At 69.9% G+C, this 18,699-nt stretch carries 17 protein-coding genes; 9 read left to right on the plus strand and 8 right to left on the minus strand.

The window, feature by feature from the left end; translation table 11 throughout:
• Positions 1–30: 30 nt before the first annotated feature.
• A complete protein-coding gene (ssd, locus tag AC1MED_RS15510; protein WP_479784156.1) occupies positions 31–1,188 on the minus strand; it encodes a septum site-determining protein Ssd in 1,158 nt (385 codons plus the stop codon).
• 222 nt (positions 1,189–1,410) lie between these two features.
• On the opposite strand from ssd, the gene AC1MED_RS15515 reads away from it, so the two are divergent.
• Together AC1MED_RS15515 and AC1MED_RS15520 are read left to right on the plus strand one after the other, a co-directional pair.
• Positions 1,411–3,120, plus strand: coding sequence for a bifunctional 3'-5' exonuclease/DNA polymerase (locus AC1MED_RS15515; RefSeq protein ID WP_479784158.1), 1,710 nt, complete (start codon positions 1,411–1,413; stop codon positions 3,118–3,120).
• A gap of 166 nt (positions 3,121–3,286) precedes the next feature.
• A complete protein-coding gene (locus AC1MED_RS15520; protein WP_479784160.1) occupies positions 3,287–3,547 on the plus strand; it encodes a YegP family protein in 261 nt (86 codons plus the stop codon).
• 65 nt (positions 3,548–3,612) lie between these two features.
• Here the strand turns inward: AC1MED_RS15520 and AC1MED_RS15525 are convergent, their stop codons facing one another.
• The 3 genes from AC1MED_RS15525 to AC1MED_RS15535 form a co-directional block, all read right to left on the minus strand.
• Positions 3,613–4,293, minus strand: coding sequence for an NUDIX hydrolase (locus tag AC1MED_RS15525; RefSeq protein ID WP_346957834.1), 681 nt, complete (start codon positions 4,291–4,293; stop codon positions 3,613–3,615).
• On the minus strand, positions 4,290–5,060 hold the full coding sequence (nth, locus tag AC1MED_RS15530; protein WP_479786706.1) for an endonuclease III: 771 nt from the start codon (positions 5,058–5,060) through the stop codon (positions 4,290–4,292). The genes AC1MED_RS15525 and nth overlap by 4 nt, the downstream gene beginning before the upstream one ends.
• 79 nt (positions 5,061–5,139) lie before the next feature.
• A complete protein-coding gene (locus tag AC1MED_RS15535) occupies positions 5,140–6,516 on the minus strand; it encodes a hypothetical protein (protein WP_479784162.1) in 1,377 nt (458 codons plus the stop codon).
• Positions 6,517–6,961: 445 nt separating this feature from the next.
• Here AC1MED_RS15535 and acs point away from each other — a divergent pair, with 445 nt between their 5' ends.
• The 5 genes from acs to AC1MED_RS15560 are packed head-to-tail and all read left to right on the plus strand — an operon-like array spanning position 6,962 to position 12,294.
• Positions 6,962–8,998 carry an acetate--CoA ligase gene (acs, locus tag AC1MED_RS15540; protein ID WP_479786707.1) on the plus strand — a complete coding sequence of 679 codons (2,037 nt, stop codon included), beginning with the start codon at positions 6,962–6,964 and terminating at the stop codon, positions 8,996–8,998.
• Between the two features lie 40 nt (positions 8,999–9,038).
• A complete protein-coding gene (locus AC1MED_RS15545; RefSeq protein ID WP_479784164.1) occupies positions 9,039–10,295 on the plus strand; it encodes an NAD(P)/FAD-dependent oxidoreductase in 1,257 nt (418 codons plus the stop codon).
• A complete protein-coding gene (locus AC1MED_RS15550; RefSeq protein WP_479784166.1) occupies positions 10,292–10,714 on the plus strand; it encodes an SRPBCC family protein in 423 nt (140 codons plus the stop codon). Before AC1MED_RS15545 ends, AC1MED_RS15550 begins: the two co-directional genes overlap by 4 nt.
• A gap of 57 nt (positions 10,715–10,771) precedes the next feature.
• Entirely contained in the window at positions 10,772–11,245 is a 474-nt protein-coding gene (gene aroQ / locus AC1MED_RS15555; RefSeq protein ID WP_346957838.1) for a type II 3-dehydroquinate dehydratase, read from the plus strand.
• Between the two features lie 2 nt (positions 11,246–11,247).
• Positions 11,248–12,294: a DUF2332 domain-containing protein gene (locus AC1MED_RS15560; protein WP_479784168.1), complete on the plus strand. Its 1,047-nt coding sequence runs from the start codon at positions 11,248–11,250 to the stop codon at positions 12,292–12,294.
• Between the two features lie 20 nt (positions 12,295–12,314).
• Here the strand turns inward: AC1MED_RS15560 and AC1MED_RS15565 are convergent, their stop codons facing one another.
• A complete protein-coding gene (locus AC1MED_RS15565; RefSeq protein WP_479784169.1) occupies positions 12,315–13,499 on the minus strand; it encodes a MarP family serine protease in 1,185 nt (394 codons plus the stop codon).
• A 194-nt stretch (positions 13,500–13,693) separates the two neighbouring features.
• Here AC1MED_RS15565 and AC1MED_RS15570 point away from each other — a divergent pair, with 194 nt between their 5' ends.
• The gene (locus AC1MED_RS15570) at positions 13,694–14,371 is read left to right on the plus strand and encodes a Crp/Fnr family transcriptional regulator (protein ID WP_011693220.1); all 678 of its coding nucleotides are present in this window, start codon (positions 13,694–13,696) and stop codon (positions 14,369–14,371) included.
• 323 nt (positions 14,372–14,694) lie between these two features.
• Here the strand turns inward: AC1MED_RS15570 and AC1MED_RS15575 are convergent, their stop codons facing one another.
• Genes AC1MED_RS15575 through sp36 form a run of 3 tightly spaced genes read right to left on the minus strand, consistent with a single transcriptional unit; the run spans position 14,695 to position 16,351 of the window.
• Positions 14,695–15,606 carry an NUDIX hydrolase gene (locus AC1MED_RS15575; protein ID WP_346957841.1) on the minus strand — a complete coding sequence of 304 codons (912 nt, stop codon included), beginning with the start codon at positions 15,604–15,606 and terminating at the stop codon, positions 14,695–14,697.
• Between the two features lie 17 nt (positions 15,607–15,623).
• A complete protein-coding gene (locus tag AC1MED_RS15580; RefSeq protein ID WP_479784172.1) occupies positions 15,624–16,193 on the minus strand; it encodes a RidA family protein in 570 nt (189 codons plus the stop codon).
• Between the two features lie 2 nt (positions 16,194–16,195).
• Positions 16,196–16,351, minus strand: a complete 156-nt coding sequence (gene sp36 / locus AC1MED_RS15585; protein ID WP_175321496.1) for a Sp36 family protein — start codon at positions 16,349–16,351, stop codon at positions 16,196–16,198.
• Positions 16,352–16,388: 37 nt separating this feature from the next.
• Between sp36 and AC1MED_RS15590 the strand changes: the two genes are divergently transcribed.
• Positions 16,389–18,698: a transglycosylase domain-containing protein gene (locus tag AC1MED_RS15590; protein ID WP_479784173.1), complete on the plus strand. Its 2,310-nt coding sequence runs from the start codon at positions 16,389–16,391 to the stop codon at positions 18,696–18,698.
• The last annotated feature ends 1 nt before the right edge of the window (position 18,699 follow it).

An 18,699-nucleotide genomic window follows, 5' to 3' on the forward strand; every position in this document is an offset into this window, starting at 1 on the left:
GGTCCGGCGGCTCCGCCGGCAGATAGGAGCTCACGCGAACCCGGCCCCGCTGAAGGCCAGGACCGCTTCGGTGAAGCGCTGCACGCTGCGCCGACCGCCGGTGTCCAGCAGACGCCCGAGCTCCGTGGCGGCGGCCGTCCCCCGGAGCTCGGGCATAACGCCCTGCACCGGGAGCCCCACGGCTTGTGAAATCAGCTGGTAGTCGAAGGCGGCCCCGGGTTTCGCCCGGACCACCAGGGTGGTCTCCACCGGCGGAAGCTCCGGCACCAACCGGGCGGATGCCACCGCGGCCCGGAGCTGGGCGGGCAGCACCACGACGACCCGGTCGCACTCCCAGGCAAAGGTCCGCAGTGCCTCGCGTCCGCGGCCGATGTCCAGCACCACCAGCTCGTAGCAGCGCCGCGCGGCGTCGAGCACACCGGCGACGGCGGCCGGGTCGATGGCCTGGGGCCGTTCCCGGTTGCCCGGCCAGGACAGGAAGGAAAAGCCTCCCGCTTCGGGCAGCGCCTCGTGGAGCTGGTCCGGGTCGATGCTGCCGCTGGCCTCTGCGAGATCCGGCCAGCGGAGCCCGGGTTCTTCTTCGGCGGCGAGGGCCAGTTCAAGGCCGCCGCCCCAGGGGTCCCCGTCGACCAGGAGGACGCGGGCGCCCATCCCCGCGGCGGCCTGGGCCAGCCAGATCGCGGCGGTGGAGGCCCCGGCTCCGCCGCAGCCGCCAATGACTCCGAGGAGGTGCCCGCCTGGGTCCGGGGCGTGCGATCGGCTGAGGTACTCGGCCAGCCAGGAACCGCCTTCGGGCAGGACAGCAACCCGCTCGGCCCCCATGGCCGCGGCCAGTTGCCAGAGGCTGTCCCCCTCGCCGCTCAATCCCACCAGGACCGCCGGTGCCCGGCGTCGAAGCGGCAGTTCCGGCACGTCGCTGCCGACGAGGACCGCGACCGCGGAGTCCCAAAACGGGGCCGCTTCGGCGGCGTCCCGCGCCAGTGTCAGCCGCCGCCCGGCCGCTGCCACGATCGCCTCCACCTCGCCGCGCAGGAGCTCGGACCCGGTGACCAGCAGCGTCTCCGCCGTTTCTTCGGGAAGCCACGCGTCGGCTTGGGCCCGGGTCTCGGGCCCGGATTGGGGCCCGGGTTGCCCGGCCCGGGTTACGGGTTGGACGTTCACGGGCTCGGATAGCTGGTGTCGGCTCATGCCACCACCTTGGGCGCATCGGACGCCGCAGGGACCTGCCGCCGACGGCTATGTGGAAAACCGCGGCCAATTCCCCCGCGCGGACCGGCCCTCCGACCATGCCGTCCACGCCGGCTCTCCACACCGGCCCGTCCAGACCGGCCCCGTCACTCGGGCCCTGCACCACGGCCCTCCGGTCCGGGCGGTCCTCCGCTGACAGAGGGACAGGGCAGAATTGAGCCTATGCATCTGCTGCTCGCCGCCCACGCCGACGGCGCAGCCCTGCAACGCCTCACACCGGCAGGAGCCCCCGATCCCGCCGCCCCGGAACCGCGCCTGGTCAGCGCGGCCGAACTGCCCGGCGTCGTGCGCCAACTGGAACTGCAGCGCCCGCGCTGGATCTGGCACCGCACCCAGGACTGGTACCCGGCCCTGCTGGCGGCCGGCGTCGAGCTGGAACGCTGCTATGACCTCACCCTGTGCGGTGCCATCCTGGCCCACTCGGCGTTCACCGCGCACACCGACTATGCCCGGACCGCGGAGAAGCTGACCCAGGACGACGACGTGCAGCAGCCGCCGCGGTCCCTGCAGCCGCCTCCCCCGCCAGCGGACCAGGGGGCCCTGTTCGAGGACCCCGGCCTGCGCTCGGCGCCCAGGCACACGCCCGAACAGCTGCGCGCCGAATACGCCGCGCAGCAGGACGCGTTGGCCGGCGTCGCGCCGGACGGTGACCGCCGCAAACAGCGGCTCCAACTGCTGCTCGCCGCCGAATCCGCCGGCGCCATGATCGCCGCCGAGATGCAGCACACCGGCGTGCCCTGGCGCGAGGAGCTGCACGAGCGGATCCTCGCGGACTACCTCGGCCCGCGTCCGCCCCAGGGGCACCGGCCGGCCAAACTGGAGGCCCTGAACAGCGAACTCCGCCGCCTGCTGCAGTCGCCGGCGCTGAACCCGGATTCCCCGCAGGAGCTGATGCGCGCCCTGCACCGGAACGGCATCGAGGTGAAGAGCACCCGCCAGTGGGAGCTGAAGGAATCCAACCACCCGGCGATCGAACCGCTGCTGGCCTACAAAAAACTCGCCAGGCTGCACGCCGCCAACGGCTGGGCGTGGCTGGACGCCTGGGTCAAGGATGGCCGCTTCCAACCGGAGTACGTGGTGGGCGGGGTGGTGTCCGGGCGCTGGGCATCGCGCGGCGGCGGAGCCCTGCAGATCCCCCGCCAGATCCGTGGCGCCGTCCATGCGGACCCCGGCCACAAGCTGATCGTCGCCGACGCCTCGCAGCTGGAGCCGCGTGTGCTGGTGGCGCTGGCCCAGGATTCCAAAATGGCGGAGGCCGCCCGCGACAAAGACCTCTACGCCGGCATCGCCGCGCAGGGCTTCGGCGGCGACCGGGCCAAGGCCAAGGTTGCGCTGCTCGGCGCGATCTACGGCGCCACTACAGGCGAATCCGGACGGCTCATGCCGCAGTTGACCCGCACCTACCCGCGCGCCGTCGGTTACGTGGAGCAGGCCGCCCGCGAGGGCGAGGCGGGGAAGACCGTCACGTCCCGGCTGGGCCGGAGCAGCCCGCCGCCGTCGGAACGCTGGCTGCGCGCCCAGCAGTCCGCCACCGCGGAGGAGCAGCGCCGGGCCGAGGCGCTGGCCCGCTCGCGCGGTAGGTTCACCAGGAACTTCGTGGTGCAGGGCTCCGCTGCCGACTGGGCGGCCTGTTGGCTGGCGGAACTGCGACGGCGGCTGCGCACCCTCCGCGCGGACGGGGCCCCGGCCGGGGAACTGGTCTTCTTCCTGCACGACGAGGTGATGGTCCATTGCCCGGCTGACGCCGTTGACGCCTGCATCGGGGCGATCGAGGAATCCGCGGCCGCCGCCAAAGAGCTGCTGTTCGGCCGGATCCCGGTGGAATTTCCGGTGAGCGTCGCCGTCGTCGACTCTTACGACAACGCCAAATAGCGCCGCCAAACCGGACCCCGACGGCGGCCAGGACGCCCGGGGTAACGTACCCGCGAGTAGCGTTGCGCCCGCTCTGCGGGCCCCGTTACGCTCGAAAAGCCGGTGGTAATCCCGATTGTTCCGCCGGCGCAAATGCAACGAGGCAGGGATCCGGGAAGGCAGCAGAGTGGCTGGCGTATTCGAGATTGCAACGGCCGGAGACGAGTCGTATTTCTTCAGGCTGACGGCACCGGACGGGACAGTAGTTGCTGTTTCACCGCTTTATAACACCATCAAGGGGGCGGCGGCCGGCATCACCGCGGTCCGCGAGAACGCGGCCACCGGACTGGTCGTGGACCGCTCCGCCGGGAAGACAGCCGGCAAATCCGCCGCCGCGGCGGCGAAACCCGCCTACCAGCGGCCGGACACCCGGCGGGCCGTCCGCTAGCGGGACCCGGTGCCGGCGCCGCAATCCGGTCCCCGCGCCCCGGCCCCGAACCACCGGAAGAGGGGCTAGGCGTCGATGCCGTGGAGCCGGGTGCGGTCCCACGGGACCGCCCAGCCCAGCTGGTCGAACAGCTGGTTGAGGATCATCCCGGTAAAGCCCCACACCACCACGCCGTTGACGGTGAAGGCCGGGCTCTGGAACGTCTGGCCGGCCCGGCTCACGGTCGCCATGACCCGGTTGTCCGGGTCGAGCAGGTCCCGGACGGGCACCCGGAAGACCTGGGAGGACTCGCCGTAGTCCACCACCCGGACGGGCGACTGGGAAGCCCACCAGCCAAGTACCGGCGTGACCAGGAAATTTCCGCGGGGCAGGGCCAGCTCGGGCATGGCGCCCAGGACCTCCACCCCTTCCGGGTCCAGCCCGGTCTCCTCTTCGGCCTCGCGCAGGGCGGCTTCGATGACGGATTCGCCGGGGTCGATGCCGCCGCCGGGGAAGGCGACCTGGCCGGGATGGTCATCGAGGGTCTGCGCGCGCTGGAGCAGCAGCACATCCAGATCAGCCGGCGCCAGCAGCTTCACGGACGTCGCGGGGACGTCATCCAGCGAGCCGAACAGCATCAGCACGGCGGCCCGGCGCACGCGTTGTCCCGGCTCGACCACCAGTTCACGCCAGCGCGGATCCGCCGCCGGCGCGGTGCCGGCCTGCACCGCGGCCACCAGGTCAATCAGGTCCTGGCGGGCGGTCATCGCGGCCTCCGCTGCGATTCCATCCGGATTTCGGCGGCGCGGTGCGTCTCGGCCAGCAGCTTCGCGAGCAGCTCTTCCTGCCCCGGGGCCAGCTCGTACTTCAGCAGCTTCCTGGCCTTCTCCGGATCCGTCTCGCCCGCCCCGTAGCTGGGGCACCAGGTCGCCACCGCGCAGGCGCCGCACGCCGGTTTGCGGGAATGGCAGACGCGCCGTCCGTGGAACACCACCCGGTGCGAGAGCATGGTCCAGTCCTTCGGTTCAAACAGTTCGGCGACGTCGGACTCGATCCGGACCGGGTCCTCCGAATCCGTCCAGCCGAAGCGGCGGGCCAGCCTGCCAAAGTGGGTGTCCACCGTGATGCCCGGGATGCCGAAGGCATTTCCGAGAACGACGTTGGCGGTCTTCCGGCCAACGCCGGGCAGCTTGACCAGGTCTTCCAGCCGCCCGGGCACCTCGCCGTCGTAGTCGTCAACGAGCTTGGTGCACAGCGCCATCAGGTTCCGCGATTTCGCCCGGAAAAACCCGGTGGGCTTGATGATCGCTTCCAGTTCCGCAGGCTCCGCCTCGGCCATGCTGCGCGCGTCCGGGTACCGGGCAAACAGCAGCGGGGTGATCTGGTTGACCAGCACGTCCGTGGTCTGTGCCGAGAGCACGGTCGCGACCACCAGTTCAAACGGGCTGCGGAAATCCAGTTCCGCGTGGGCGTAGGGATACTGCTCGGCCAGCGCCCTGTTGATCCTGCGGGCGCGGCGTTTGAGCCCCAGCAGCGTCTCCCCTGCCGCCCGCGGCCGGGGCTTGCCGTTGCCGGGCGTCGCCGCGCTGCCGGGTGCCGTAGCCACGGTCCGGCTAGCCGCGTTCGATGTTGCTGAGGTCCCGCAGTACACCGACGCGGCCGTCCGTGTGCTGGACCAGGAACTCGTGGCCGCGGTCCTCGAGGGCGAGGACCCAGCCGCCGGGTTCGACGACGAACGCCGGGGCGCCGCTGCGCTCGTCCACCGCGGTGCGGGGCTGGGCGACGGCGAACCAGAATGCCTCGTAGGCCGGCTGGGCGGCCTCGGTTTCGGGCCGGGTTGCCGGGTCCACAGTCGCGCCGATCGGCTCCTGTGAACGGACCTGCGGGGTGAGTGCGGTGGGGGCCTCGTGGCTTGCGGATGCGGGTGCTGCTGCGGTGGCGGCCGGGGCCGCCACGCCCTGGGCTGCTTCCGGGCCGGCGGCCTGCGCGGACGCCGCCGGAGAGGTGACCGCGGATTCGGCCGGAGCGGACGCCGCCGGCGCGGCAGCCGCCTGGGTCTGCTCAGCGGCTGCCGGGGCGGCTTCGGCTGCCGGGGCGGGGGCCGCCGTCGGCGTCGGGGACGCCGTCGGCGTCGGGGACGCAGAAGGAAGGACGCTGTGCGCCTGGGTGGCCTGCTCGGCAGCCGCCGGACGGGCGTAGGCTGCGGTGGCGCCAGCGGCGCCGGCAGCAACACCGGCTGCCGTACCTACTGATGCCCCGTGGGCTCCGTGTTCCTGCGGCGCGGTTTGGGCACCGCCGGACTGCTTGCCGGGTGCCATCCGTTTGGCCCAGCCGGCCAGCGGGCTGCTGCCGTCCTTGGAGCTTTTCGCCTCGCCGGCGGGCTTGGCAGGCTTGGGGGCGCGCGGCTTGCGGACCGGCACCGCCGCTTCCCGGGCCACGACGTGGGCAGGGGCTTCGGCGCGGTGCAGGAAATCACCGGCAAGGCTGGGGATCAGCCGCGCGAGCACGGTGGCGGTAAAGAGCCCCAGCGCACCCACGAGGCCCAGCAGCAGGCTGGGTACAAACGCACCGGCGGTCGCCAGGAAGAAGAACGCCAGGCTGAAAGACGCCACGACGGAGGCGAACTGGTCGATCGAGAGGGAGCCGATCCGGATTTTCGTACCCGGGCTGACCCTGCGCGCCACGAAAAGCGCGGCGACAATCACCGGCAGCAGCACGCCCAGGCCGAGGAAGAACAGGCTGCCCAGGTTCCACAGGTTGTACCGGGCGGCGAACATCGGGATCAGCGAGGCGATGAACAGCACCAGCGTGGAGCCGAAGACGGTGAGGTCGCGGACCGTGAAGGGCCCCGCGACGGCCTCGTTGTTCTTCGAGTTCGGCTTGTCCACCGTGAAGCGCGGTTGGTCCCCCTGCCCGCTGGCCTGCGCCGGACCGGCCTGGTCCTCGTTGCGGGAGGGCGCGTGGAGCCGCCCGTTGCTTTGCTCGTTCATTCTGTTCTCCTTAGCGTGGCCGCACCCTGGACAGTGCCGCCTAACGGCAGGCAAAAACAGGACCGCCAGCGGTCCTGTCGCCCCCATCGGATGTCACAACTTCATCTCAGCCTAGCCAAGTGGAGGTCCGATCACTAGCTGGGCTGGCGCCACTCCGGCACCAGCGGGCGGGCCCTTTCGCCCTGCGCGTAAACCCCCTCCGAAAGCGCGGCTAAACCGTGCCCGCGGCCCGGCCCCTGCACCACTTGGCGCTTAATAAACACCGCTCACGGCTCCCTTTGTGACGGGGCACACGTTCTGTCCGGGCGACGCGTTAGTGTGTATTTCGGAACAGCTCTTGCGGCACGTCCGTGACCAGCCGATGCCCGACGCCGCGCAGACGGCACGGCACGGCGGTGTAACGGACGTTCCGTGCAGCACGGATCGATGAATGATGAGGTTCACCATGTCCCAGCAGACCCCCGGCACCACCACCACAACCCAGGCGCCCCGGCAGGGCGATGCGTTCGAAAACCTGTCGCAGGAGAACCGGAAGTTCGCCCCCTCCGACGAGTTCGCCGCCAACGCCGTGGTCACCGCCGCCGAGTACGCGGAGGCCGACGCCGACCGCCCGGCTTTCTGGGCCAAGCAGGCCCGCGGGCTGCTGAGCTGGAGCAAGGACTTCGGCCAGACGCTGGACTGGACCACCCCGCCGTTCGCCAAATGGTTCGTCGGCGGCGAGATCAACGCCGCGTACAACGCGCTGGACCGGCACGTCGAGGCCGGCAACGGCGACCGGGTTGCCATCTACTTCGAGGGCGAGCCCGGCGACACCCGCAGCTACACCTACGCGCAGCTCACCCAAGAGGTCAAGAAGGCTGCCAACGCGTTCGAATCCCTCGGCGTGGCCAAGGGCGACCGCGTAGCCGTGTACCTGCCGATGATCCCCGAGGCCGTCATCACGCTGCTGGCCTGCGCCCGGATCGGCGCCATCCACTCCGTCGTCTTCGGCGGCTTCTCCGCCGAGGCGCTCCGCTCCCGGATCGACGACGCCGAGGCGAAACTGGTCGTCACGGCCGACGGCACCTACCGCCGCGGCAAGCCCAGTGCGCTCAAGCCCGCCGTCGACGAGGCGCTCGCCCACGAGGGCGACGGTTCCGGGCACACCGTGCAGAACGTTGTTGTGGTCAAGCGCAACGGCCAGGACGTCGACTGGCACGAGGGCCGGGACCACTGGTGGTCCGACACGGTCGGCACCGCGTCCGCCGAGCACATCGCCGTCGGCCACGACGCCGAGCACCCCCTCTTTATCCTGTACACCTCCGGAACCACCGGGAAGCCCAAGGGCATCCTGCACACCACCGGCGGCTACCTGACCCAGACGGCGTACACTCACCGGGCGGTCTTCGACCTGCACCCGGAAACGGACGTCTACTGGTGCACCGCCGATGTCGGCTGGATCACCGGCCACTCCTACGTCGCCTACGCCCCGCTCATCAACGGCGCCACCCAGGTCATGTACGAGGGCACCCCCGACTCCCCGCACCAGGGCCGCTGGTGGGAAATCGTGGAGAAGTACAAAGTCTCGATCCTCTACACCGCCCCCACCGCCATCCGGACCTTCATGAAGTGGGGCAAGGAAATCCCGGCGAAGTCGGACCTGTCCTCCATCCGTGTCCTGGGATCGGTGGGTGAGCCCATCAATCCCGAGGCGTGGATGTGGTACCGCGAGGTCATCGGCGCCAACGCCGGCAAGAACGGGGAAAAAAAGGAACACCCCGCCCCGATCGTGGACACCTGGTGGCAAACCGAAACCGGCGCACAGATGATTGCCCCGCTGCCCGGCGTGACCGCCACCAAGCCGGGCTCCGCCCAGGTCCCGCTGCCCGGCATCGCCGTGGACGTCGTCGACGAAGCCGGAGAGTCCGTGCCCAACGGCGCCGGCGGGTACCTCGTCATCCGCGAACCCTGGCCGGCCATGCTGCGCGGCATCTGGGGCGACCCGGAACGCTTCAAGGAGACCTACTGGTCCCGCTTCGACACGATGTATTTCGCCGGCGACGGCGCCAAGAAGGACGACGACGGCGACATCTGGCTGCTTGGCCGGGTGGACGACGTCATGAACATCTCCGGCCACCGGCTTTCCACCGCGGAAATTGAGTCCGCCCTTGTGTCCCACCCGGCCGTGGCGGAAGCCGCCGTCGTGGGCGCAGCGGACGAGACCACCGGCCAGGCCGTTGTGGCGTTCGTGATCCTGCGCGGGGACGCCGTGGACTCCGGTGACGCCATGGTCCAGGAACTCCGCAACCACGTGGGCAAGGAGATCGGGCCGATCGCCAAGCCCAAGACCATCCTGATCGTCCCGGAACTGCCCAAGACCCGCTCCGGTAAGATCATGCGCCGCCTGCTCAAGGACGTCGCGGAGGGCCGCGAAGTGGGCGATGCCACCACCCTGGCCGACAACACCGTGATGGCACAGATCGCCCACTCACTCAAAAAGTGAGCCGGGACCCGGGACGGGGCTGCACGGGACGCAGGCTGCGGTGACGGAATCATGTGACGTCCTGGTGGTGGGTGCGGGCCTCGCTGGCCTGCAGTGCGCCCGGGAGCTGCAGGCCGCCGGGCGCGAGGTGCAGGTGTGGGAAGCCTCCGACGCCGTCGGGGGCAGAATCCGCACCGACCGGGTCGACGGCTTCCTGGTGGACCGCGGCTTCCAGGTGCTGAACCCCGCGTACCCGGCGGTCCGCCGCTGGGTCGACGTCGACGCGCTGGGGCTGCAGGCCTTCGGTGCCGGCGTCCGGGTCCGGCGGCAGGACTCCCTGGCGGTGCTGGCCCACCCCCTGCGCGAGCCGGGCCTGATCCTGCAGACGCTGCGCAGCGGTCTCCTGGGGCCGCGCTCCGTCGCGGGGCTGCTGCGCTGGGCCGCGCCGGCCGTTCCCGGGCCCCTCCGGCGGAGCGGCCGGCGGCCCGGCCGCCCGGATGTTGCCTTGCGCGACGGCCTGGACCGGGCCGGCTGTTCGGGCGGAATCCGCACTGTGGTGGACCGGTTCTTCGCCGGGGTGCTGCTGGAGGACGAGGGCACCACCTCCAACGACTTCGCCCTGCAACTGGCGCGCGTCTTTGCCACCGGTGTTCCCGGGCTGCCGTGCGAGGGCATGCAGGCGCTCCCGCAGCAGCTGGCGGACGCCCTCACCGCGCCGGTCCGCACCTCGACCCGGGTGGAGTCAATCACCCTGGACGGAGATACGGCCCTGGTCACCGCAGCGGATGCGGTGATCCGGGCCCGCCACGTGGTGCTCGCCGCCGATCCGGTCGACGCCGCCCGGCTCGCCGGGACCGATGCGCCGGCCATGAAGGGGGTGCTCACACACTGGTTCGCCGCCGACTCGGCCCCCAGCGACGCCAACATGCTCTATCTTGACGGCCGCGCCCGCCCCGGCGGACCACTGGTCAACGCTGCCGTCATTTCCAACGCGGCACCGAGCTACGCGCCTGCCGGCCGGCACCTGATCCAGACGTCCGCGCTGTTCGGCCCGGGCAGGCCGGTACCCACCGATGCTGAGGTCCTTCGTCACGCCGGGGAACTTTTCGGTTCTTCCACGGCCGGCTGGGAGCTGGTGGCGAGGCACGAAGTCCCACAGGCGCTGCCCGCCCAGCCGCCGCCGCTGAAGCCCCGGCAGCCCGTGGAGGGGCCGGACAGGATCACTGTCTGCGGCGACCACCGGGAAACGGCCTCCATTCAGGGCGCCCTGGTCAGCGGCCACCGCGCCGCGCTGGCGGTCCTCGGCCGGCCGGCGTGACGTTCTCCGTCACCCGCCGGGTCGCCGCACCCGCGGAAGTGGTGTGGCGGCTGCTCACGGACACCGCGCAGTGGCCGGCGTGGGGGCCGTCCATCAGCGGCGTCGAACCGGAACCGGCGGGCGCCGCCCCCGCGGGACTCGCGCCCGGCAGCCGCGGCAGGGTCCGCACCGTCCTCGGACTGTCGCTGCCGTACACGGTGACGGCGTTCGAAGCCGGCCGGTACTGGTCCTGGTCCGTCGCCGGAATCCCCGCCACCGGCCACCGGGTGGTCTCGGAGTCGGGCAGCTGCCTGGTCACCTTCACCGTCCCGTGGTGGGCACCTGCCTACCTGCCGGTCTGCGCCCTGGCGCTGCGCCGGATAGGGCAGCTCGCAGCCGGTTCACGGGCGCCTGGCCGGCGCCGGCCGACCGATGATTGATGAACGCCGCAGGAAACATCGGCATGCTGTCCGGGACAACGCGATACATTGGCAGGCATGAGCGAAGCCACCCCCGCCGACGCGCGCCGCGGCACCATCCTGGTCCTGAACGGACCCAACCTGAACCTGCTGGGCACCCGTGAGCCCGAAAAGTACGGCACCGCCACCCTGGCCGACGTCGAGCAGCTCGCCAAGGACGCCGGTGCCGCGCACGGCTTCGACGTCGAGTGCTTCCAGTCCAACCATGAGGGCGCGCTGGTGGACGCCATCCATGCCGCCCGCGGGAAGGCAGTGGGCATCGTGCTGAACGCCGGCGCCTACACGCACACCTCGGTGGCCATCCGCGACGCGATCACGGCCGTGCAACTGCCCGCCGTCGAGGTCCACATCACCAACGTGCACGCCCGGGAGACATTCCGGCACCACTCCTACCTGTCGGACATCAGCAAGGCCGTGATCGCCGGCGCGGGCATCCTCGGGTACCGCTTCGCCGTCGAATACCTCGCCGAGCTGGACGCAGGCCGGGTCTAAGTATGTCCCCCGTGCCGGAGCCCTCGGGGACCGCGGACTGGTACCGGCACTTCGGCACCATTGATGCGCCGGGCAACTCCGCCTGCTACGCCGAATGGTCGCTGGGCATCGCGGATGATCCGGAACTGATCCGGCGCATCGACGGCTGGCCGCACACCAAGCGCCAGCCGCTGCTGATGCTCGCTGCCGCCCGCTTCCTTGGCGCCCGGATCAGCCCCTACCCCGAATTCCGGCGCTTCCTGGACAGCCGCTGGGACGACGTCTCGCGGATCGTCCTGTCCCGGTCCACGCAGACCAACGAGACCGGCCGCTGCGCCGCACTGCTGCCCTCCCTGGCCCGGATCGCCGCCGCGGAGCGACGTCCGCTGGCCCTCATCGAGGTCGGCGCCTCGGCGGGACTGGCGCTGTTCCCTGACCGCTACGGCTACGAATTCGACGGCGGGGCCGGGGCCGTGACCCGGCTGGCGCCCGCCGCCGCGCCGCCCGGAAGCTACCCCGTGCTGCGCTGCGCCACGACCGGGCCGGTGCCGCTGCCCGCCGCGCTGCCCGCGGTGGTGTGGCGGGCCGGCATCGACCTGAACCCGTTGGACATCCGCAACCCCGACGACGTCGCCTGGCTGGAGGCGCTGATCTGGCCGGAGCAGGACTTCCGCCGCGAGCGGCTGCGCCAGGCGATCGCCGTCGCGCGGGCCGATCCGCCGCTGCTGGTCGCCGGGGACCTCAATGAACGACTGGTGCCGCTGGCGGCGCAGGCCCCGCCGGACGCCGCTCTGGTGGTCTTCCACAGTGCGGTCATGGCCTATCTCGATGCCGCCGGCCGCGAACGTTTCCGCGACACCATCGCCCTGCTGGCCGCGGACCGGGGCTGCCACTGGATCTCTAACGAGGGCCACACCGTCATCCTGCAACAGGACGGGTCCAGCGTGGTCCCGGAAATGGACGACTCACGCCTCCGCGGGCGTTTCCTGCTGCTGGAGGACGGCCTGCCGGTGGCCATTGCCGGCCCGCACGGCCAGAGCCTGGAGTGGATCGAAGCGGCCAGTACCTGACGCGGCCCCTTACTTACCGCTTATTTCTTGATGCACTGGCCGGGCGAGACAGCGCCGCCCAGCCCGGGCGCCCGCGCGGCCACGGGGTCAAGGTCGTTCATGGTGATGGCGAAGCCGAGCGAGGGTTCGGAGGTGGACTTCGCGAAGACGACGCCGGCCACCTTGCCGTCCATGGTCAGCAGCGGGCCGCCGGAGTTCCCCGGCTGCACGTCGCCGGCGAGCCGGTAGACGTCCTCGGCGGCGGCGTTGTTGCCGTAGATGTCCGGGACCAGGACGGTGGTGATGTCCCGCACCGTGGCCGGCTTGGACTGGAACGGGCCGCCATGCGGGTAGCCGGCAAATGCCGCCGGACTGCCGGAGGGCAGGTTCCGGCTCAGCGGCAGCGGCGCGGAGCGCAGTCCGTCCACGGCCAGCACCGCGAGGTCATGCTGGCTGTCGAAGTAGACGACCCGGCCGGGGAGCGCCCCGCCGCCCGGGACCTCCACCACGGGCTCCGGGACGCCGGCCACCACGTGGGCGTTCGTCACCACCCGGCCGGGTGAGACCACAAAGCCGGTTCCGGTCTGGTTCTGGCCGCACTGGTAGGCGGTTCCGGCGATCTTCAGGACGGACGCGGCGGCCTTGTTCAGCGCCGGGGTGTCCGTGCTGGCGTCCGGGACCGGCACGGGCCGGCCTCCGACGCCGCCTTCGAACAGGGTAGGAATCCCGTCACCGATGACGGCGGAGCGCAATTGGGCCATGGACGTCTTCAGCGGCGTCGGAGTGACGCCGTCGATGAACCCGATCACCTTGGAATCGGCCAGTTGCTGGGAAACAAATGGGACACCGAGGGCGCTGATGCTGAACGCCAGCATGGACATCACGAGCGCCGACACGGCGAGGTTGACGCCGCCGCCTACGACGCGGTCGGCCAGCCGGAGCGGGCTGATCCTGACCACGCTGCGGAGGCGCCGACCGATCATGGTGCCCAGCCCGTGCCCCACCATCATCAGCAGGACAGCGGCGGCGATGATCGCGGTGAGCCGCCAGCCCGGGTCGCCGACGAGGTCGCTGACGATCGGCACGGATACGAAGGCGGCCACGGCGCCTGCCGCAAATCCCGCGATGCCGCCAAGTGTCACCAGGAAGCCGTTGCGCAGCCCGTAGATCAGGTAGGACAAGAGCGTCAGGATCAACGCCAGGTCCAAGATGGTCAAGCCGAACACCGGGGCTCCTTAATGACTGGTAAGACCCCCATTCTACCGGCGCAGGCTGACAGTTTGGCGGGCGCCCGCGGCAGGGGCCGCCCGTCACGCGCCCGCCGTTTCGCGCGTTTCGGTGCCAACTACGTCACAGAAGCCGCAAAATTCTGAAACAATGGCGGAAGCGCCCCAGCCGACACAGTAAGTCAGGAGATTTCATGGATATCGAGGTATTGCGCCGCGCACCCCTTTTCGCCACGCTCGACGACGAGGCGTTCCGTCTGCTGACGGACGAGCTCACCGAGGTGGACCTCTCACGCGGAGCCTCGGTTTTCCGGGAAGGCGACCAGGGTGACCAGCTCTACTTCATCGTCTCCGGCAAGGTGAAGCTCGGCCGCACCTCCCCCGACGGCCGCGAATCCCTGCTCGCCATCCTCGGCCCGGGCGAACTCTTCGGCGAAATGGCGCTGTTCGACCCGAGTCCCCGCACCGCCACGGCCACCGCCGTCTCCGAAACCCGACTGGCCGGGCTGAAGAACGAGAGCCTCAACGCCCTGCTGCGCACCCGCCCGGAGGTCTCGGCCCAGCTGCTGCAGGCCCTCGCCCGCCGCCTGCGCCGCACCAACGACTCGCTCTCCGACCTCGTCTTCTCGGATGTCCCCGGCCGCGTGGCCAAGGCGCTGCTGGATCTGGCCGACCGCTTCGGCCGCCCCGCCACGGACGGCGTCCTCGTGGCCCACGAGCTCACCCAGGAAGAACTGGCCCAGCTGGTCGGCGCTTCCCGCGAGACCGTCAACAAGGCCCTCGCCGAGTTCGTCCAGCGCGGCTGGCTGCGCCTGGAAGCCCGCGCCGTCGTCATCCTCGACATGCAGCGCCTCCGGCAGCGCTCCCGCTAAGGGTTCCTCGCAGCTTTACGGCATGGCGAAGGCCGGCCCGTCGAAACGGGCCGGCCCTCGGTGTTTAAGCCGGGCTTGGTTGGGTGCAGGTGCCAGGTGTTCTCCGGGCCCCCTCCGGAGGGACATGCTCATCCTTCGGACCGAAGCACCGAGGGACATGCTCATCCTTCGCACCGAAGCACCGAGGGACATGCTCATCCTTGGACGTCGGGCGTGGACATAAACCCACTATGTCCAACGCTCAAGCCGCGCGGGGGGCATGTCCGGTGGTCGAGCCGAGGCTCCGGCGGACATGCCCCGGGCCCACATGTCGGCCGGGCCGGTCAGCGCTCGCGCTGCGGTTCCCCGGCGACGGTCTTGGCCGCCTCGACCTCCAGCATGAGCCTGCCGTCTTCCTCCACCAGGGTCGGCTGGTAGGCGTGGGCCTTGCGTTTGTAGCTGAGGTACGCGATGCAGCCGTTCGCGGCGGCCATCTTCTCCAGCATGATCTCCGAGCCCGGCACCAGGAGCTGACCGAGCGTCAGACCCACCGTGTTCGGCTGGCCCACCTCGTCGCCCAGGGCTGTGGTGTCACGCCCGGCAACGACCTTGCGGACACACACCCACCGGCCCCACACCCCCTTGCTGGCCAGCAGCGAGGGCTGCTGGTTCATCGGGACCGTCGCGGCGAAGTACCGGGTGTTGAAGCGGCGGTGGGCGAAGTCGGGGCTCAGCCAGTTCACCAGCGGCTTGAGCAGGTCTGTCCGCACCGAGAGCCCGCGCTTGGCGAGTACATCGGTGAACGACTTTTCCTGCTCCGCAACGGCCTCCCGGGCGCGCATCCACTCGGGCGTGGAGGTTCCCTCCACCGTGGTGGACAGATCCGGGCCGGCCAGCAGGACCCCGGTCTCCTCGAACAGCTCGCGGATGGCGCCCACCACGTGGCGTCGCGCCAGCCCGACGTCGGGCGTCCCCATCTGCTCGGCCCACCACTGCGGCGGCGGCCCTAGCCAGCCCACCGCGTCGTCGTCGGACGCCTCAAGCGAGCCGCCCGGAAAAGCGAGCACGCCCAGCGGCGAGGACCCGGGCCGGTAGCCCAGCCAGGCCTCCAGGCCGGTGGGCGAATCCCGCAGCAGGACCACGGAGGAGGCGAAACGGGGGGCACGGGGGGTCCGCTCGCCGTGTTCAATCCAGCTGCGGGCAGCCCCCTCCAGGTCCGGGGGGAGGACAAACAGGCGTCGAGCTAAGTGCGGCAAGGGAAACGACCGGCCCTCTAGGCGAATTCAGCGATCAGTTCGACCTCGACCGGAGAGTCGAGCGGCAGAACTGAAACGCCGACGGCGGAACGTGCGTGCTGGCCGGCGTCGCCAAGGACCTTGCCCAGGAGCTCGGAGGCGCCGTTGATGACACCGGGCTGGCCGGTGAAGGAGGGATCGGAGGAAACGAAACCGACCACCTTGACGATCCGGGTGATGCGGTCCAGATCACCGATCACGCTCTTGACGGCGGCCAGGGCGTTGACAACGCAGACCTCGGCGTAGCGCGTGGCTGCTTCCGGCGACACGGTCGGCTCGTCCGAGGTGACCTCGGTCCCGGAGGAGACCTTGCCGGTGGCCTCGAGCTTGCCGTTAATGAACGGCAGCTGGCCGGAAGTGTAAACGTGGTTGCCGGAGATCACGGCCGGGACGTAGGCGGCCACCGGGGCGGCGACCTCCGGGAGCTCCAGGCCAAGCTCGGCGAGGCGCTGTTCGACGGCGGACGACGCGCCGGTGCGGCCGGCGCTTTCCGCCGCGCCGGCGGGGCTCGAACCCTTGGCCGAGGCCGCCGTTTCGGGGGTGCTCATGGCTAGTTCTTCTCCCGCTTCAGGTAGGCAACCAGGCCGTTTCCATCGGGGCCCGGAACAACCTGCACCAGCTCCCAGCCGTCGTCGCCCCACTGATCCAGGATCTGCTTGGTGGCGTGGATAATGAGCGGAATCGTGGCGTACTCCCATTTGGTCATGAAGTAAAGCCTAGTCCTTGCCGGTAAAGTGGAAAACATGGCGACTGGTAAGAACCCTTTATTCGACACGGCCACCACCCTCGGAAAGCTGGTCCTTTTCCTGGGCGTGAGCGCTATTTGTGGCGTCCTGGTGGCGGGACTCCTGGTCCCCGCGGCAGCCGTCTCCGGCAACACCGCGAGCGGTTCGATCAAATTTTTCGAGGCCCTGCCGGCCGAACTGAAGGTTGAGCCGCCCAGCCAGTCGACCAAGATCCTGGCCTCGGACGGCAGCGTCATCGCCACGATCTACAAAGAGAACCGCACCCGCGTCTCGCTGGACCAGATGTCGCCGTTCATCAAGGACGCGGTAATCGCCATTGAGGACAGCCGCTTCTACGAACACGGCGGCGTGGACACCACCGGTATTCTGCGTGCATTGGTCGCCACCGCACGCGGCAACAAGCAGGGTGCTTCGACCATCACCCAGCAGTACGTGAACAACGTCATCAACTCTTCCCTGGAGTCCGAGGGCAAGGGCGACCAGGTCCTGCTCAACGGCGTTAACAAAGGCGTCGGGGACAAGCTTCGCGAGATGAAGCTGGCGATCGCCCTGGAGAAGAAGTTCACCAAGGAGCAAATCCTTGAGGGCTACCTGAACATCGTGTTCTTCAACCGCGATGCCTACGGCATCGAAGCCGCGTCCCGGCTGTTCTTCAGCACGTCCGCCAAGAACCTGACGTTGCCGCAGGCGGCGCTCCTGGCCGGCGTGGTGAACAGCCCGTCCTTCTACGACCCGATCTCCAACCCGGACAACGCCAAGGTCCGCCGCGACCTTGTGCTCAAGGCCATGCTCACCCAAGGGAAGATCAAGCAGGCGCAATACGACGCCGCCGTCGCCACCCCGGTCAAGACCAAGGTGACCCAGCCGCGCCAGGGCTGCGCCTACTCCCCCACCGCCCCATACTTCTGCGACTACGTGCTGCACCTGCTGCTCAACAACCCGGCCTACGGCGCAGACGCCAAGGAACGCGAGCGGAAAGTCTTCCGCGGCGGCCTGACCATCAAGACCACGCTGGAACCGGCGGCCCAGAAGGCAGCCCAGGCGCAGGTGGATGCCGCCGCCGGCGCGAACCCGGACAAGTGGGGCGCCGCGCTGGTCTCCGTTGAACCGGGCACCGGCAAGATCACCAACATGGCGCAGAACACCAGGTGGCTGCCGGCCAAGGGGAAGTTCGACACCCAGATCAACTTCAACGTCGATAAAAACGATGAAAAGGGCCAGGACCTCGGCGGCCTCGGCGGCGCACAACCCGGATCCACCATGAAGCCCTTCACCTTCGCCGAATGGCTGGACGAGGGCAAGTCGATGAACACCATTGTGGATGGCTCGGTGCGCGAGTACCGGACCGGTTTCCCTTGGCGGAACTCGTGCGGCACCACCGTGGGCGCCTACAGCACAGCCGAGAAGGACGCCGGCGGGAACGCCGCGGACGACCTGCAGAACGCCGAAGAGGGCTACTACCGGCCCATGACGGTCCTGAAGGGCCTCTACAACTCGATCAACACGATCACGTTCGCCGCCGCCGCGCAACTCGACTTCTGCGGGATCCAGCGGATTGTGGACGCGGTCGGCATCCACAACGGCCTGGACAACAATCCGGTCGACATGTCACGGCTCCCCAACCTGCTGGGTTCCACCCAGACGGCCCCGCTGACCATGGCCAGCGCGTTTGCCACCTTCGCGAACGACGGCCGGTACTGCGCGCCGATGGCGATCACCTCGGTGACGGATGCGTCCGGCGCCAAGCTGCCCGCCCAGGCACCGAACTGCCGGGACGCCATCAAGCCGGAGGTTGCCAAGGGCGTGAACTATGCGCTGCAGGAGGTCCTGAACCGCGGGTCGGGTTCGCTGATCCAGCCGCGCATTTCCACCGTCACCAACTTCCCGATCGCTGCCAAGACCGGCACCTCGAACAACAACGGCTCCACCTGGGTGGTCGGCCACACCACCGGGCTCGCGACGGCCGCCTGGTTCGGCGACCCGCTCGGCAGCCAGGGGCGCGCCGGGCAGAACATCACGGTGAACGGCCAGTTCTACCAGGGCATCGACGGCTACATGATCGCCGGCCCGATGTTCTCCAAGTTCATGGCCCAGATCGCCCCGTCGCACGGAACCGAGCCGTTCCCGGAGCCGCCGTCGAACCTGCTCTATGGCGACACACCGTCGTACCAGCAGCCCAACACGGAGTCCGGCAACACGAACAATAACGGCAACACCAACAACAACCCGGCTCCGGCGACGCAGAACCCCGCGCCGTCCGAACCGCCGGCAACCTCGGGCCCAACGAAGCCCGGAAAGAACAAGTAGC

The sequence above is a fragment of the Arthrobacter sp. BI5 genome (assembly GCF_056680065.1).